The organism is Bartonella sp. W8151, from assembly GCF_016100385.1.
GTDB classification, from domain to species: Bacteria; Pseudomonadota; Alphaproteobacteria; order Rhizobiales; family Rhizobiaceae; genus Bartonella; species Bartonella apis.
Map to the genome: position 1 here is coordinate 216,698 of NZ_JACFSO010000001.1, position 15,046 is coordinate 231,743.

Sequence of the window (15,046 nt, forward strand, 5' to 3'; positions counted from 1 at the left end):
AAAAACGGCCCGTAGGCCGTTTTCAAATTTGTTTGTAATTTTCACACTTTATTATTTCGTGCGAACCTTTGCGACATCTGCAGCAGTAACTGCCGGAGCATCATTGGTCCAGCTCGACCGCAAGAAATTGGCAAGTGCTGCAACTTCGTCGTCATTCATACGCCAGCCAAAGCCCGGCATTGCAAGATCTGCAGGGCGTTTTTCGGTCGATGGCATACGTGAACCATTAACGATAACGCGTAGCAACCCGCCTGCATCCTTCGCATTGACGATTTTTGCACCGTCAAGCTCCGGGAAGACGCCTTTCGCACCTTTACCATTTACAAAGTGACAAGCATTGCAGTTATCCATGTAAAGGCGGGCACCAAGTGCCATATCCGGTTTTGCTTCAGTGAGCATATCTGTTGTCTTTTTCGGATCACGTACCTGTTTTGGTGCGTCACCAGGAAGTGCAATATGTTTAAGATATGCAACGATTGAATCAAGATCGTCTTCGGTTGCAAATTGCATTGATTCTTCGACAACCAGTTTCATCGGACCGACAACAGCCGAATGACTGTTACGACCTGTCTGCAAATAGTCCTTCAAATCATCTGCCGTCCAATTTGCAACGGATGAATTCGGGCTGCGCAAATTCGGCCCATAGAAGCCGTCAATTGTTTCACCGGTCAGGAATTTGTTGCTATCGCTATTCGTACCCGATTGGCGGAACATGAAATCACGCGGCGTATGGCAAGCACCACAGTGGCCCAAGCTTTCGATTAGATAGGCACCGCGATCAAGTTTCGCATCGTTGAAGCGCGGCTCGAAACCACCTTTGCCGGAAATGGCAAAGAGGTTCCAAAGACGGATTCCCCAACGCTGGTTGAACGGAAATGACAGATTGGTTTCCTTGACCTTGGCACTAACCGGTTTCACTTCGTGCATGAAATAGTCATAAAGCGCAACAATGTCGGGCTCGCTGATCTTGCGATAGTTTTCGTATGGCATTGCCGGATAAAGAAGCTCGCCATTCTTGCCGATACCGTCACGCAAAGCATCACGGAACTGGTCAAGTGTCATATTCTTTATACCGTTTTCATCCGGTGTGATGTTGGATGAATAGATAATGCCGAACGGACTTTTGACTTCACGACCACCCGCATAAGGTTGGCCACCGGGCGCAGTATGGCAGGCTGCACAATCAGCCATTCTGGCAAGATATTCACCCCGTCCCTGTTCCGGTTTGAAGTCCGGAGAAAGAGCTTCTGTCGGGCCGGTTCGTTTGATTGGCACAAACATGATTGCCAGAATGACAATAATTGCAAGGATTACCAATCCAATAATAATTTGTACTAAACGTTTCATCGGATTTTTCTCCTATGCCAAAGACCGCGGGTTTTTGAGGTAATCGGACTTGATATTTTCAAGCATCCAATAGGTCAAAGCACCAAGCGTTCCTGTAGGATTATGCTGGATGTTCTGCGGGAATGCATTGGCACCCGGAACAAACAGATTGTGGTAATCCCAGTGTTGGAGATAACGGTTCAATGCCGAACGTTTGCGATCTGTACCCATAATCGCACCACCCACAGTGTGGGTTGTTTGATAGATGCGGGTATCATATTGCTGGCCTTCTTTCATCGCCGGATTCTGACGATATTTATCAGGACCGATTGCATCGGCAATCTTGTTGATCTTATCTGTGATGTATTGCGACATCTTGATTTCATTATTGTGCCAGTTGAACGTCATACGCATCAACGGACGGCCGAATTTATCTTTATAAGTCGGATCAAGATCAAGATAGGCATCACGATAGGACATAACCGAACCGTGCTGGCTAATCGACATTGCATGTCCATACCAATCACCAACAGCCTTTTTCCATTCGGCACCCCATGCCGGTGTGCCACCCGGTAACGGCATATTGCGAATTGGTTGGCCGTTGGTTTGGCCTGACGAAATACGGCTGCCACCGATAAAGCCTTCTTTAGCCATATCAATCTGGTTGAAACTGTAATCATCAAGATAAGAACCGTTACAACCGGTACCGACAAACGGATTGAACACTTTGTCTTTGAAGAACAATGTGCCACCGCCTATAGCAGTCTGGTAGGCGTAGTTACGGCCGATAACACCTTCACCGGTAATCGGGTCATAAGGTTGACCAAGACCGGAAAGCAGCAACAGGTGAACGTTGTTGATCATGAAACCGCCAAGAATAACGAGATCTGCCGGCTGGAAGATTTCTTCATTCTTTTCGTTGACATAGGTAACACCGGTTACAGTCTTGCCGTCTTTGGATTTTTCAATACGCAAAACTTCCGATTTAACCCGATATTCAAAATTCTTATAACGCTTCAAGGCAGCCAGAACGCTGACTTGTGGTGAAGCTTTCGAATAATTGAGGCAGCCATAACGTTCGCAGAAACCGCAATAGTTACAAGGCCCCATTTGCATACCGTAAGGGTTTGTATAAGCCTCGGAAGCAATAGCCGACGGGCATGGGAACGGGTGAAGCCCGATTTTCTTTGCAGCCGCTGCAAAGAGCCGCCCATTATAGGTATAGGGCAAAGCCGGCATAGGATAGGGGTTTTTGCGTGGGCCTTCGAACGGATCGCCACCTTCTTGAATCTTGCCGTTCAGGTTGCCGGCGGTACCCGAAACACCTGCAACCTTTTCAAACATATCGAAATGTTTTTCCAATTCGTCATAGGTTACGCCCCAGTCCTGAATTGTCATATCTTCCGGAATGATATTGCCGAAAGTTTCTTCGATATAGGAACGGGCTCTGAGCTCTTCCGGTTGTGCACGCCATGTCATGCCGTTCCAGTGAATACCGGCTCCACCGACGCCGATACCGGGAAGAAAAGAACCCAATTGGCGATAGGGGAGAGCAACCTGGTCAAGACCTCTGCGAATCGTTACCGTATGATCGCGCGGACGAACAGCGGTACCGAGACGGACACCGTATTTCAATTCATCAGCCGGCTTCGGATAAGCAAAACTCGGAACCGTATCGCGGTCTTCACCACGTTCGAGTGCTAAAATTTCCAAACCTTCTTTTGCAAGTTCGATGCCACTGATTGCGCCGGTCCATCCGAGGCCGATGATGACAACGTCTTTCTTCTTCATTGTTTGTGTCATGATTTAAGCCCTTTGACCTGAGAGTGAAACGGGCCCGAGTTTATAAGGAACATTATCCTTTTCGACCCATTCGAGGAAGCTTGCACGTGCACCGGGGAACCCGATGTAAACCCATGCAGCCATGTCATAATTGCCACCATATTGAGGATCGGCGAAATAACCTTCCTTGGTATTCTGCACAAGGAACGAGAAGAAATCGCCAGAACGCAATTCAGCAATTTCGACTTCATCCTTTTCGATACGTTTCAAAGCTTCATCCTGTTTTTCAGCGGGAAGCTCGGCAAAAATTGCACCATACTGTGCTTTGCACCATTCGTTGATCTTCGGAATAGCAATACGATAGGCTTCGGCAGGTGAAGGTTCTGCCTGATAACCTGTGTAACGCGGCGCATCACGATTGAAAGGTGCCTGTCTATACCAGTGGTCCCCTTGCCCCCAGGGATCAGCCATTTGCTTGTCAATGAAAACCGGAACACGTGCTTCCAAAGCACCGGGTCCTTTCCCGTCTGACGGGATAATTCGGGCAGTAGCGGCCATCACAAAAGCCCATTCTTCAGCGTTGAAGAAAGACCGCTGATAGTTTTGCAAAGGAACTGGCCCCTGTGGCTGTGCCATAACGTGACGGGCCGATAATGCGGCAGCTGCACATGCTGCTGCCCCAATAAGAAGGCCCCGCCTCGTAATGGACAGGTTGGTTGCGTTCAAATTTTTTCGTGTCATAAATACCTCCACGAGCGAAATACTGTGCCCTCGTTACACGAATTATGGCAAGATTTAAGCAACAAGACCGTGAGCTCCGAAAAAGTGATAAACCTTCAGTTGATTGTCACATTTTTAAACGTTGATATCTTTATCCATTTTCTATTTTTTTGTTTTCGTTTATGCTTCGTTAAAAGTTTGAAAAAGGGGGGATATTCTCGTGAAACAGAATCACTTGATAGTTTTCGTGCTCGCCCCTTTATGGATGGCATGCTCGCTCGTCTTTTCTTCTGCCGGAACCCCGTCCTTCGAACCCGAAGGTCGCTATTGCGGTTTCGTCTATAATGCCGGTTATATTGTCCGTTCCGAAGTCGTGCTCGGCAAAACTGAAGATGGCCGCTTAATCGGCACCATGACTTATCGCGATGGTGATAATGTCACCAAGGGAACTGTCGAAGAACTTGTAAAAAAGCAAGGTCGTGAACGATCGGTCGAATGGAAAGATAAATATGGTTCCGGGCTTGCCATCTGGAAATTTGACGAAAAATTTGGTGAATTTGATGGCCTTTGGGGAACAGGTATGAACGTTCCCCGATATACTTGGACAGGAAAACGCTGCAATGACGTCACCAGTTAAGAAAAACGGAACTGTGATTCCCCGCATTCTTTCAATTGCCGGAACCGACCCTTCCGGAGGTGCGGGAATGCATGCCGATATCAAAACTTTTTCGGCTATGAAAACTTATGCCATGAGTGTTGTCACAGCTGTTGTTGCACAAAATACGCAAGGTGTTCGGGCATTCAAAGCCATGGATGCCGATTTTGTCGCCGACCAGATTGATGCTGTTTTTGAAGACATCAAAGTCGATGCGGTGAAAATCGGCATGGTGGCCAATGCTGCAATAGCTGAAGTTATTGCCGATAAGCTTATCCATTATGGCGCAAGCAATATTGTTCTTGATCCCGTCATGGTGGCCAAAAGCGGCGATTTATTGCTTGAAAACGATGCCATAGAAATTATCCGCAATGTGCTTGTTCCAATGGCTGCCATTATCACACCCAATCTACCGGAAGCAGCGGTTCTTCTTAAGACAAAACCGCAGTGGTCACTCGAAGAAATGCGCAAATGCGCACCCGATATTCTTGAACTCAAATGTCGTTCTGTGCTCTTGAAAGGTGGGCATCTCAAAACAACGACAAGCCCCGATATTTTTTGTGACCGCCACGGCGTTATCGAACTTGAAGCACCACGCATTGCAACGAAAAATGACCATGGCACCGGTTGCACAATTTCGGCAGCCATTGCCGCTTTATTACCGACAACGCCACTTGTTGATTCGGTACGTTTTGCAAAACGCTATCTGACCGGTGCACTTGCCGCTTCAAATAAACTCGAAGTCGGACACGGGCATGGGCCTGTTCATCATTTTTATGAATTATGGCGAGACGGGATGACCGGCGATTAAACTGTCATTCCTCCGACAGTCTCGAAAACCGGTCACGATAATTTTGCGGCGATACATGAAGGTGACGTTGAAAAACGCGTCTTAACGTTTCTTCGCTGCCGAAACCACATTGGCGAACTATCTTTTTTATCGACCAGTTCTGTTCAAGATATTGTCTTGCGGCTTCAAGTCGTAAAAGCTCTATGGCTTTGCCCGGTGACGATCCGGTATCACGGGTATAAAGGCGGGAAAAATTCCGTTCACTCATACCACATTTTTCGGCAAGCATGGCAACCGACAAGGGGCGGGAAAGATTTTCCATAATCCATTGATTGAGGGCATTGAATCGTTCGTCCTCGCAATAGAGATCAAGAAGTTCGCTGAACTGGCTTTGTCCACCCGGACGACGAAGATAGACAACAAGTTCACGAGCAACGGATTTTGCAATTTCAAAGCCTAAGTCTTCTTCTACCATTGCCAAAGCCATATCTATACCGGACGTGATACCGGCAGATGTCCAGATTTTGCCATTGCGAATAAAGATTGCATCATTCGTCCATGAAACATTCGGACAATCTTTTTCGAACTCGCTTATTCTGCTCCAATGCGTTGCCGCTTTTTTCCCGTCAAGCAACCCGAGCTTTGCCAAAGCCAGAGAGCCACTACAGACCGATGCAATGCGCGTTGTTTTCCGGTTCATCATATCAATCCATTGAAGCATGGCTTTGTTTCCCGCAAAGCGGTTGATGCCGGGGCCACCGCTGATGATAAGCGTATCGAGGTGATCGGGAGCCCGGAACAAAGGTTCTACTGCCAATTCCAGCCCGCTTGTCGTTCTGATCTTGTCATTTTCGGCAATTGTCAAAAGCCGATAAGGCTTCATACTACCTTCATAAAGGTCGTTGGCGCTGGAAAAAACCTGCATTGGCCCTGTGATATCAAGCAACTGTGCATCGTCAAAGCCGACAATAGCAATAGTTTTTGGCGCAATGGCTGCCGGAAAATCAATCAAATCGTTGTTGTTTGACTTAAAATGTGGGGTCTTTGTCATAACTGCCAATTTAGCGTGCTCTATAGTTTTGTGAAACACATTTTAAAAAAGGGATGATCAATGACTGTAAAAGCCGGATTTTTTATTTTTGACCAAATGCAATTATTGGATTTTGCCGCACCTTATGATGCGTTTAGTTCAACTCCTGATATGGAAGTCTCTCTCTTCAGTGAAAGCTTGAAGCCGATTACGACGATGGGCGGACTTTCCTTTTCGCCCGATCATGATATCAGCACACTTCTTCCACTTGATGTCCTGTGCATTCCCGGAGGAAATGGCGTCAACCGGTTTCTGAACAACGAGCCGGTTCTCGAGTTTTTCCGTAAAGAAGCAAATGAGGTGCGCTTTCTCACATCGATTTGTACCGGTTCGCTTATTCTGGGTGCAAGCGGCCTACTCAAAGGACGGAAAGCCACCACCCATTGGAGCGCTATGGAATTTCTACCACTTTTCGGAGCAATTCCTGTTGAGGAACGTGTGGTTGTTGACGGTCATATCATAACAGCCGGCGGAATCACTGCGGGCATGGATTTCGGCTTGGTCATTATTGCAAAACTTTTAGGCGAGGACACCGCAAAAAAAACGCAATTGCTCATGCAATATGATCCGGAGCCACCGTTTGATTGTGGAACACCTGAGAAAGCCCCAAAGGCACTGGTAGAGCAACTTCAACAGGAAAATAGTACTGACGAACGGAGAAAACTTATCCGTGAATGGCAAGCAAAACAGAAATCCTGACAAACTATTGCGAACCATAATTTTTAATAGCGGTGAGATAGATTTTCTTTGATATTTTTTTCAAAAAAAATGCCGGTATAAAACCGGCATTTTATTTCAACATAAACAGCCTTTGTGCTGCACTATTGTGTTGTTTTTCATAAGAGATGTCGTCTCCCCTGATCAACAAAACCATAGAGAGACATCTTACAGGCTTACCAATAGCCCAATATTTTCCACCAGATACCGCCGATAATTGCAAAGACCAGAAGATTGACGACACTCATCACAAAACCCACGCCCCACCAGCGGCCCAGAGTAACGTAACCCGAACCGAAAATGATCGGCGATGTACCAGTGGCATAATGGGTCAAGCACATCATGATTGCCGAGGCAGCAGCCATCAGCAACATGAACAGGTTAGTGTAATCAGCGGGAATGAGGTGAACACCAACCATCAGGAAAGCCAGCATCATTGCACTGATGTGAGCAGTCGTACTTGCAAATACGTAGTGGGTATACATGAATGTCAGGATCAATATTGCCATCGCTGCAGGCCAGCTCATGCCACTTGATTCGATAGCAAAGCGCAGACCGTCAGAGAACCAGGCAATAACACCAAGCTTATTGAGCTGACCGGCCAGCATAACGAGAGCACCGAACCAGATAAGCGTATCCCATGCGCTTTTTTCTTTAAGCACATCATCCCAGGTCAATGTTCCGCACAACAACAGAATGACCAAACCAACAAATGCGACGGCTGTCGGATCAACCGAAAACGACGGTCCGAACAATGCTGCCGGAAGACCTGCCCACAACAAAAGCATAATGACGAATGTGAGCAGCATAATAATTTCCGGGGCTTTGATCTTGCCCAGTTTCTGCAACTCGTCATGGGCAAAAGTAACAGCATTCGGAGTGATTTTCAGTTCTGGCGGGGAGATCAAATAAATGACAAACGGCATAAGCAACATGGCAACAATGCCTGGTACCAACATGCACAATGCCCAGGTACTCCACGAAAGCGTGAAACCTTGATGGGTTGCTTCGGCAATATAATTGACAACCAGCGGATTTGGAGCAGTTGCTGTAATAAACATTGCCGAGCTAATCGGATTTGCGTGATAATTGACTAGCGCAAGATAAGTGCCGACTTTGCTTTGCGTTCCTTTCTGGGGAACAGAATCATAGGCAAGAGCAATCGAACGCATGATCGGGTGGATAATACCACCGCAGCGGGCAGTGTTGCTGGGGGTAAAGGGAGCAAGCAATAATTCGCAAAGTGCGAGCCCGTAACCGATACCGATCGTCCGTTTACCGAGAAGACGGATGAAATAATAGCCAATTCGCGCACCCAAACCTGTTTTAATCAGGCCACGTGAAACGATGACCGAAATAACGATAAGCCAGATCAGCGCATTGTCCATCGAGCCCAGCGCATCGGCGACCGCTTTCGGCGATGTCGGTGATGTCACTTTTGACAACATGACTACCGCAATCGTAATCATCGACATAACGCCAAGCGGCATAACTTTGAGAATAATTCCGAGGATTGCTGCCACAAAAATGGCCACAAAATGCCAAGCTTCGGCTGTTAGACCGGCCGGCTTCGGAGTCATATATAAAGCCCAATAAATGAGCACACAAATAATACCAGGGATAATACGAAAAGGTACGTATTCCGATAGTTTCTGGTTCAGTTTGCTTAGGGATTGCATCAATATAATCCTTTTATGAAGGCTTCTCCAGTAAGGGTGTTATATAGAATATCCCGGCTTATTGACCAGTCAAAAGCACTGTCACCCCCGCGAAGTAGCTACTTCTTCATATCACTTCGAGTAAAACTGGCAAGAATATGATATTTCCCGCCACATTATCCAAGTTTGAAACGAAAAACGGTGAAATCTCATAGCGATAGGAATGTCGTTATCAGCAATTCTCGCGTAATTGAAACTTTTATAGCCATTTTTCATATGATCGACAAAATTCTTTTTCGCTTTACAATCAATTTAACACTTCACAAATTACTCTCGCACATTGTCGTCAATACCAAGAATCTCATTTCAAAAGGCCTCGAACAATTCCCGTGTAATGCCACTTTGTAAAAACTCATGATCGGCAATTGTATATGATTTCAAAACCGGTTGTTCCGATTTGAAACGTTCAAGTGATTCTTCAGATATATCCGGTACACGCCAGATATTGACCGCCTGATCGGCAAGTTTTCTCACCCGCGTTATGATTGTTTTTTCTGTCCATTCGGGAAGTTCCCCAAGCCCTTTATTGAGATGGAGCGGGCTTTCAGCAAATCCGCCTCGCATAGTGCGTTTGTCTTCAAATGACCGGTTACCACATTCGGAATTATATCCTGTTAATGTCAGATTACCGGCCGTATGCAACCATGTTTCCTGAACGCATTGCCGATAGTTGCCGAGCAATCTTGACCAGTATTTCGGCAACGTCATTATTAGTATGTCGTGACTGGAGACAAGGGAAAACAGAAGATCATTTTGAATAGGGGTGGAAAACTTCGATAAAAATTCGGGTAAGTAAATATCTTTAACCTTACTCACCCGATATTAAAAAACGTGGCGGAATTTAAAGCTTTCCAACCGTTTTGACAAAACGAATGGCACAAGCCTCAATTTTCAAACTGCTTGATGATTTTATCCATATCGGCAATTTTCAAATCATGATCAAGATAGGCTTTTTTATCGGATAGCTCGATATCCAAACCATATTTGGTTTCATAAGACAAAATACCTTTTTCAATCGAAAAATCGATCACATGTCCCCCCGTTGTCCGGTTTTTATCAACGAAATGAACATGAAATCCGGCAACCGAAACATTCTGGAAAAATTCCGGTGTCCAGAACCCGATAAGTTCTCCTTCCATGTCTTTGATATCTTCAACAATTTGGTGTTCAGCCACTTCCATTGCGTTTTTAAAACGCTGATCAAGCTCCCTCGGTCTCCGCACCTTCAAATGATCGAATTTGCCTTCCAATTTTATTGCAACGAACACATTATCGAACTTCAGATGTTTCGACAATTCCTCATATAGAGTTGATTTTGAAACGTGTGAAATTGCAAAACTCGCCTCGGGGGCAAATGTTGTAATTTGCGCGAATGGCATTTTTTCTGTGTCATCCATTATTCGTAATGGTCTGTTACCTTTGGCATCCCAAAAATGACAACAATCAATAATAGCTTCTCCGGTCAAACCTTCCGAACATCCCAAACCGAAATTTCCATGTTTTTTAATTTCCGATATCGGAAATAAACCATCAAAAACTCCCATCATAAGAGCATTAACGCCTGAAAATTGGGTTATCTTTTTTGTCATTACATATTGTTCCTGTTTTGCAACCTGCCAAAGCTATTTCGGCAAAATTCATTCTTTGAAAATAACTGCTTTCTACATAGCAATCACACCCAAAAGTTCAATAATAGGTTGTTTTGATAGTTGCAAATGTCTCGAGGAGAGAAGCGATCTGTCAGACAAAACATGTGTTCTTCGACAGTTTTAATCGTTCGACACAGTTTATCTACTATGAGGAAAATCGAACTGTCAGACTTGATTATCGATTGACAAGTCGTTTTACGGTCTTTCACTTAATAAAAAAATTCGAAGGGGGGGTGAAATTCGCAAACAGGCTTTTCAGAGGAATTACATCTTTGACATCTTTTACGAACCCGATTTCGTTTTAAAAATTTCTTATTTAACCGGAACACGAAACGTCTTTTCAATGTCTATCGAATCTGAAAGCATATTAGATCGATTTCGCATGAAAATTTCTATGAAGATTCGTCTGCTGACGAATTTCCGCTTCAATCTGACGCTTTTAATGCGGAAGCCGGAAAATCTCGATAAACGCTATCTTAGATAAGACACGAAAGCTCACATATTGAAGAAATGGGCTCTTCAAGCTTGTCGCAAGGCCTCATGCACGAAAAATATCTTTATATTCATATTTCGGGGAAAATTGGAGCGGGCGATGGGATTCGAACCCACGACCCCAACCTTGGCAAGGTTGTGCTCTACCCCTGAGCTACACCCGCTCACAAACCGGAAGCGCTTTGCTTCGGTCGTGCCTATATGACCCAACCTTGCGACGATTGCAACATAAAAAATAAAATTCTTTCAATATTCATTTTTCATGCTTTAAAAATCGTTGAAAATGTTGATTTCCGGACATGGCTCCAATAAAGCTTTTAAGAGGTTTTAGAGGGAGAAGTGATTATGCGTCGTTTGGTTCTGGCAGCCGCAGCAATTCTGGCATTGGGAAATTTTTCTTTTGCAGCCGATAAAGTGAAAGTCGATATTACACAGATTGTTGCCCATCCGGCTTTGGATGCCGTGCGCAAAGGCGTAGAGGATGTCCTTTCGCAAGAGGGTTACAAGAATGGCGAGAATCTCGTTCTCAACTTCCAATCAGCGCAAGGAAACATTTCCACAGCAACCCAGATTGCCCGCCAATTTGTCGGTGACAAACCGGATGTGATTGTGACCATTGCAACGCCTTCGGCACAAACCATGCTTGCTGCAACCAAGAATATACCGATTGTTTTTTCGGCTGTTTCAGACCCCGTTGAAGCAAAGCTTGTACCGGATATGAAGAAACCCGGTGGAAATATTACCGGAGTATCCGACCGCTCGCCGGTTGAAGAACACATAAAACTCTTGAAAGAAATCAAACCTGATCTGAAAAAACTCGGCTACCTTTATAATGCTGCCGAAGCCAATTCGGTTTCGACCTTGAATGTTTTGAAAAAGCTTGCAGAAAAAGAAGGAATCGAGGTTATCCCTTCGGCTGCACCGAAATCATCCGATGTACAGGCAGCAACCCGCGCCCTTACCGGCAAGGTGGATATGATTTATGTACCGACAGACAATACAATTATCTCGGTGCTTGAAGGTGCAACAAAAGTAGCAGCCGAATCAAAAACACCGCTTTTTACGGCTGATCCGAGTTCGATCGGGCATGGTGCCTTTGCCGCCCAGGGAATCGATTATTATGATTCGGGGCTTGAGACCGGTAAACTCGTTGTCCGTATTTTAAAAGGTGAAAAGCCCGGTGACATAGATGTTGTCACACCGGAAGGGAAAAATGTGGCAATCGACCTTCAAGCGGCAGAAAAAATGGGAATTTCCGTTCCTCAACCGGTGCTTGATAGGGCTGCAAAAATTATCAACAAATAAGGTATCCTGACGGTGGAATTTTTCGATACTGACATAATTGCAAGCGGGGCTATTGCCTCATGAGTATGTTTGCCTTTACCGGTGCTGTCGAGCTCGGGCTTGTTTATGCATTTGTCGCTATCGGAGTCTATTTATCGTTCAGGATTCTCGATTTTCCGGATTTAACGGTGGACGGTTCATTTCTGTTAGGCTCGACCGTCTGCGGCGTCATGATATTGTGCGGTTTCAATCCGTGGTTTGCCATGTTTTCGGCTTTGATTGCAGGAATGATTGCCGGACTTGTTACCGCACTTTTGAATTTGAAATTCGGTATTCTGAACCTCCTTGCATCCATTTTGACAATGTCGGCGCTCTACACCATCAATCTTCGCATTATGGGGATTATGGGGGTATCTAATGTCAATCTGGGTTTGGCAGATACCGCACTCACACCGTTTTATAATCTGTTCGGATTGCCGGATATGATTATCCGCCCGCTTTTCGTCGGTATTCTCGTCATCATTGTTGCTTTTCTTGTCTGGCGTTTTCTGGAAAGTGAAATCGGCCTTGCCATGCGGGCAACCGGAACGAATCAACGTATGGCGAAAGCTCAGGGAATCAAAACCGCGCTTCTCATCTATGCCGGTATGGGATTATCAAATGGTCTCGTTGCTCTTGGCGGGTCGCTTTATATCCAGACCGCTATTGCCACCGATATCACAGGAGGTGCAGGAACCATCGTCTTCGGGCTTGCTGCCGTTATTATCGGCGAGACATTGTTCAGAACCCGAAATCTTTTACTGATTATTGTGAGCTGCATTGTCGGTTCTGTCCTCTATCGTGTTGCTGTGCAATTTGCATTTGAAGGCAGCAGTCTTGGCATTGATACATCGACAGACTTGCAGCTTATTACCGCTTTGATTGTGGTATTGACTCTTGTTTTGCCGCATTATCTGGGGGCAAAAAAGCATGATTGAACTGCAACATATCGGTGTAACATTCAAAGCCGGAACGCCCTTGGAAAAACAGGCGCTTATCGATCTCAACCTAAAAATAGAGCGTGGCAGTTTTGTAACCATTATCGGTTCCAACGGTGCTGGCAAATCGACCATGCTTGGGGTTCTCGCCGGAGATATTTTGCCCAATGAAGGCAAAGTCGTTATCAACAATATTGATGTTTCAAGAAAATCGACAGCCGAACGGGCAGGCATGATCGCACGGGTTTTTCAGGATCCGCTAGCGGGAAGTTGCGGATCACTCACTATTGAAGAAAATCTCGCCCTTGCCGCCCGTCGCGGAAAACGGCGGGGGTTACGGTCGGCTTTGACCAAAGAAAATCGCGAAATATTCCGCGCCCGAATAGCCGCTCTCGGTCTTGGACTTGAAGACCGCATCCAGAACCGGATGGACAGTCTTTCGGGCGGGCAACGTCAGGCTTTGGCTTTGATTATGGCCACTCTTTCGGATGCCGATGTTTTGCTGCTTGACGAACATACCGCCGCACTTGATCCGGGAATGGCCGAATTTGTCATGAAACTGACAGAAAAAGTCATCAAGGAAAACAATCTGACCACTTTGATGGTTACCCATTCTATGCGGCAAGCACTTGATTATGGTGATCGTACCTTTATGCTGCACGGTGGAAAGGTGATACTTGATGTGCACGAAGAAGAACGCAAAGGTCTTGATGTGAGCGACCTTGTCGGCATGTTCCAGAAGGTCAGAGGTGAAGCGCTCGACGATGACAAGCTGCTGATGGATTAACATGGCGCAGAAAAAAGCACATGAGGTTGACGGTTTCCTTTCACGTTTACAAGCGCAATACCCCATTGTTCTGATTTACGGTCCCGATAAGGGGCTCGTTTCCGAACGGGCGTCGAAATTTGCCAAGCTCACCGGCGTCAAACTTGATGACCCGTTTTCCAATATCAGGCTTGAAGCGGCCGATCTTGAACGCGACCCTACGCGCCTTCTTGACGAAGCCCATACGGTTTCGCTGTTTGGCGGAAAACGGCTCATCTCGATAAAAAACGCAGGCAATGGACGAAATCTCACTGAAGTCGTCAAAAAACTTGCAAAAACCGGACTTGAAAATGTTTATCTGATGATAGAAGCCGGAGACCTTAAAAAAGGTGCGGGCTTACGCTCCGCTGTGGAAACGGCTCCGTCAGCCATGGCTCTTCCCTGTTATGCCGATGACGCACGCTCGCTTGAAAGACTGATTGATGACGTTCTTGGCGAATATCACCTCGCCATTTCGCTTGAAGCAAGAAAATGGCTCAGAGAGAGTCTGGGGGGCGACCGGCTTATTTCGCGCAGTGAATTGGACAAGCTTTGCCTTTATGCAATGGGGAAGGACGAGATTACGCTTGATGATGTAAAAGCTGCCGTCAGTGATGTAAGCGGCCTCACTTACGATGAAATTATCGATGCTGTTCTCATTGGAGATCTTGTCGGTTTCAACAACCGTTTTGACCGTCAGGTTGCAACCGGCAATGCGCTTTTTTTGATATTAAGCGCTGCCGAGAGACAATTCCAACAATTGCAACTTTTGCGCCAGCAAGTGGAAATCGATGGGAAAACGCCCTCTTCTGCCATTTCTTCGGCGCGTCCGCCTATTTTTTTTCGCCGACAAAAAATCATTGAACAGGCACTCACCCGTTGGACATTGAAACGGATTGCGGAAGCGATGGAACGGCTACAAAAAGCTGTTCTTGAAAGCAGAGAAAATACAGCTCTTGCCGAACCGATTATCCGGCAGGCACTTCTGGCGCTTGCTGTTCAATCGAAGCGCCAGAACTAGTTTCCGATATTAAACAAAAG

General features: G+C 46.0%; 14 protein-coding genes and 1 tRNA gene. 7 read left to right on the forward strand and 8 right to left on the reverse strand.

Going from position 1 to position 15,046, the window contains the following annotated elements:
• Positions 1 to 51: 51 nt before the first annotated feature.
• Genes H3V14_RS01040 through H3V14_RS01050 form a run of 3 tightly spaced genes read right to left on the reverse strand, consistent with a single transcriptional unit; the run spans position 52 to position 3,849 of the window.
• Positions 52 to 1,347, reverse strand: coding sequence for a cytochrome c (locus tag H3V14_RS01040; protein WP_198226107.1), 1,296 nt, complete (start codon positions 1,345 to 1,347; stop codon positions 52 to 54).
• A 12-nt stretch (positions 1,348 to 1,359) separates the two neighbouring features.
• Positions 1,360 to 3,129, reverse strand: a complete 1,770-nt coding sequence (locus H3V14_RS01045) for a GMC family oxidoreductase (RefSeq protein WP_075869443.1) — start codon at positions 3,127 to 3,129, stop codon at positions 1,360 to 1,362.
• 3 nt (positions 3,130 to 3,132) lie between these two features.
• Positions 3,133 to 3,849 (reverse strand): gluconate 2-dehydrogenase subunit 3 family protein, encoded by a 717-nt coding sequence (locus H3V14_RS01050; protein ID WP_075869444.1) that lies wholly within the window; start codon positions 3,847 to 3,849, stop codon positions 3,133 to 3,135.
• 199 nt (positions 3,850 to 4,048) lie between these two features.
• Between H3V14_RS01050 and H3V14_RS01055 the strand changes: the two genes are divergently transcribed.
• Both H3V14_RS01055 and thiD read left to right on the forward strand, forming a co-directional pair.
• The gene (locus tag H3V14_RS01055) at positions 4,049 to 4,465 is read left to right on the forward strand and encodes a hypothetical protein (RefSeq protein WP_198226108.1); all 417 of its coding nucleotides are present in this window, start codon (positions 4,049 to 4,051) and stop codon (positions 4,463 to 4,465) included.
• Positions 4,449 to 5,294, forward strand: coding sequence for a bifunctional hydroxymethylpyrimidine kinase/phosphomethylpyrimidine kinase (gene thiD / locus H3V14_RS01060; protein ID WP_210326514.1), 846 nt, complete (start codon positions 4,449 to 4,451; stop codon positions 5,292 to 5,294). Before H3V14_RS01055 ends, thiD begins: the two co-directional genes overlap by 17 nt.
• Before the next feature lie 4 nt (positions 5,295 to 5,298).
• Here the strand turns inward: thiD and H3V14_RS01065 are convergent, their stop codons facing one another.
• Positions 5,299 to 6,324: a GlxA family transcriptional regulator gene (locus H3V14_RS01065; protein ID WP_198226109.1), complete on the reverse strand. Its 1,026-nt coding sequence runs from the start codon at positions 6,322 to 6,324 to the stop codon at positions 5,299 to 5,301.
• Positions 6,325 to 6,384: 60 nt separating this feature from the next.
• On the opposite strand from H3V14_RS01065, the gene H3V14_RS01070 reads away from it, so the two are divergent.
• Positions 6,385 to 7,062 carry a DJ-1/PfpI family protein gene (locus H3V14_RS01070; protein ID WP_198226110.1) on the forward strand — a complete coding sequence of 226 codons (678 nt, stop codon included), beginning with the start codon at positions 6,385 to 6,387 and terminating at the stop codon, positions 7,060 to 7,062.
• A gap of 194 nt (positions 7,063 to 7,256) precedes the next feature.
• Here the strand turns inward: H3V14_RS01070 and H3V14_RS01075 are convergent, their stop codons facing one another.
• The 4 genes from H3V14_RS01075 to H3V14_RS01090 form a co-directional block, all read right to left on the reverse strand.
• Entirely contained in the window at positions 7,257 to 8,759 is a 1,503-nt protein-coding gene (locus tag H3V14_RS01075; protein WP_198226111.1) for a DASS family sodium-coupled anion symporter, read from the reverse strand.
• 345 nt (positions 8,760 to 9,104) lie between these two features.
• Positions 9,105 to 9,506, reverse strand: a complete 402-nt coding sequence (locus H3V14_RS01080; RefSeq protein WP_198226112.1) for an HNH endonuclease family protein — start codon at positions 9,504 to 9,506, stop codon at positions 9,105 to 9,107.
• A gap of 176 nt (positions 9,507 to 9,682) precedes the next feature.
• On the reverse strand, positions 9,683 to 10,387 hold the full coding sequence (locus H3V14_RS01085; RefSeq protein WP_198226113.1) for an acetolactate decarboxylase: 705 nt from the start codon (positions 10,385 to 10,387) through the stop codon (positions 9,683 to 9,685).
• Between the two features lie 641 nt (positions 10,388 to 11,028).
• Positions 11,029 to 11,103 (reverse strand) — tRNA-Gly (locus tag H3V14_RS01090).
• Between the two features lie 181 nt (positions 11,104 to 11,284).
• Between H3V14_RS01090 and H3V14_RS01095 the strand changes: the two genes are divergently transcribed.
• Genes H3V14_RS01095 through holA form a run of 4 tightly spaced genes read left to right on the forward strand, consistent with a single transcriptional unit; the run spans position 11,285 to position 15,026 of the window.
• Positions 11,285 to 12,244, forward strand: a complete 960-nt coding sequence (locus H3V14_RS01095) for an ABC transporter substrate-binding protein (protein WP_198226114.1) — start codon at positions 11,285 to 11,287, stop codon at positions 12,242 to 12,244.
• A gap of 59 nt (positions 12,245 to 12,303) precedes the next feature.
• Complete coding sequence (locus H3V14_RS01100; RefSeq protein ID WP_198226115.1) at positions 12,304 to 13,200, forward strand: ABC transporter permease; 897 nt, start codon at positions 12,304 to 12,306, stop codon at positions 13,198 to 13,200.
• Entirely contained in the window at positions 13,193 to 13,987 is a 795-nt protein-coding gene (locus H3V14_RS01105) for an ABC transporter ATP-binding protein (RefSeq protein ID WP_198226116.1), read from the forward strand. Before H3V14_RS01100 ends, H3V14_RS01105 begins: the two co-directional genes overlap by 8 nt.
• 1 nt (position 13,988) lies before the next feature.
• The gene (holA, locus tag H3V14_RS01110) at positions 13,989 to 15,026 is read left to right on the forward strand and encodes a DNA polymerase III subunit delta (protein WP_198226117.1); all 1,038 of its coding nucleotides are present in this window, start codon (positions 13,989 to 13,991) and stop codon (positions 15,024 to 15,026) included.
• Positions 15,027 to 15,046: the final 20 nt, after the last annotated feature.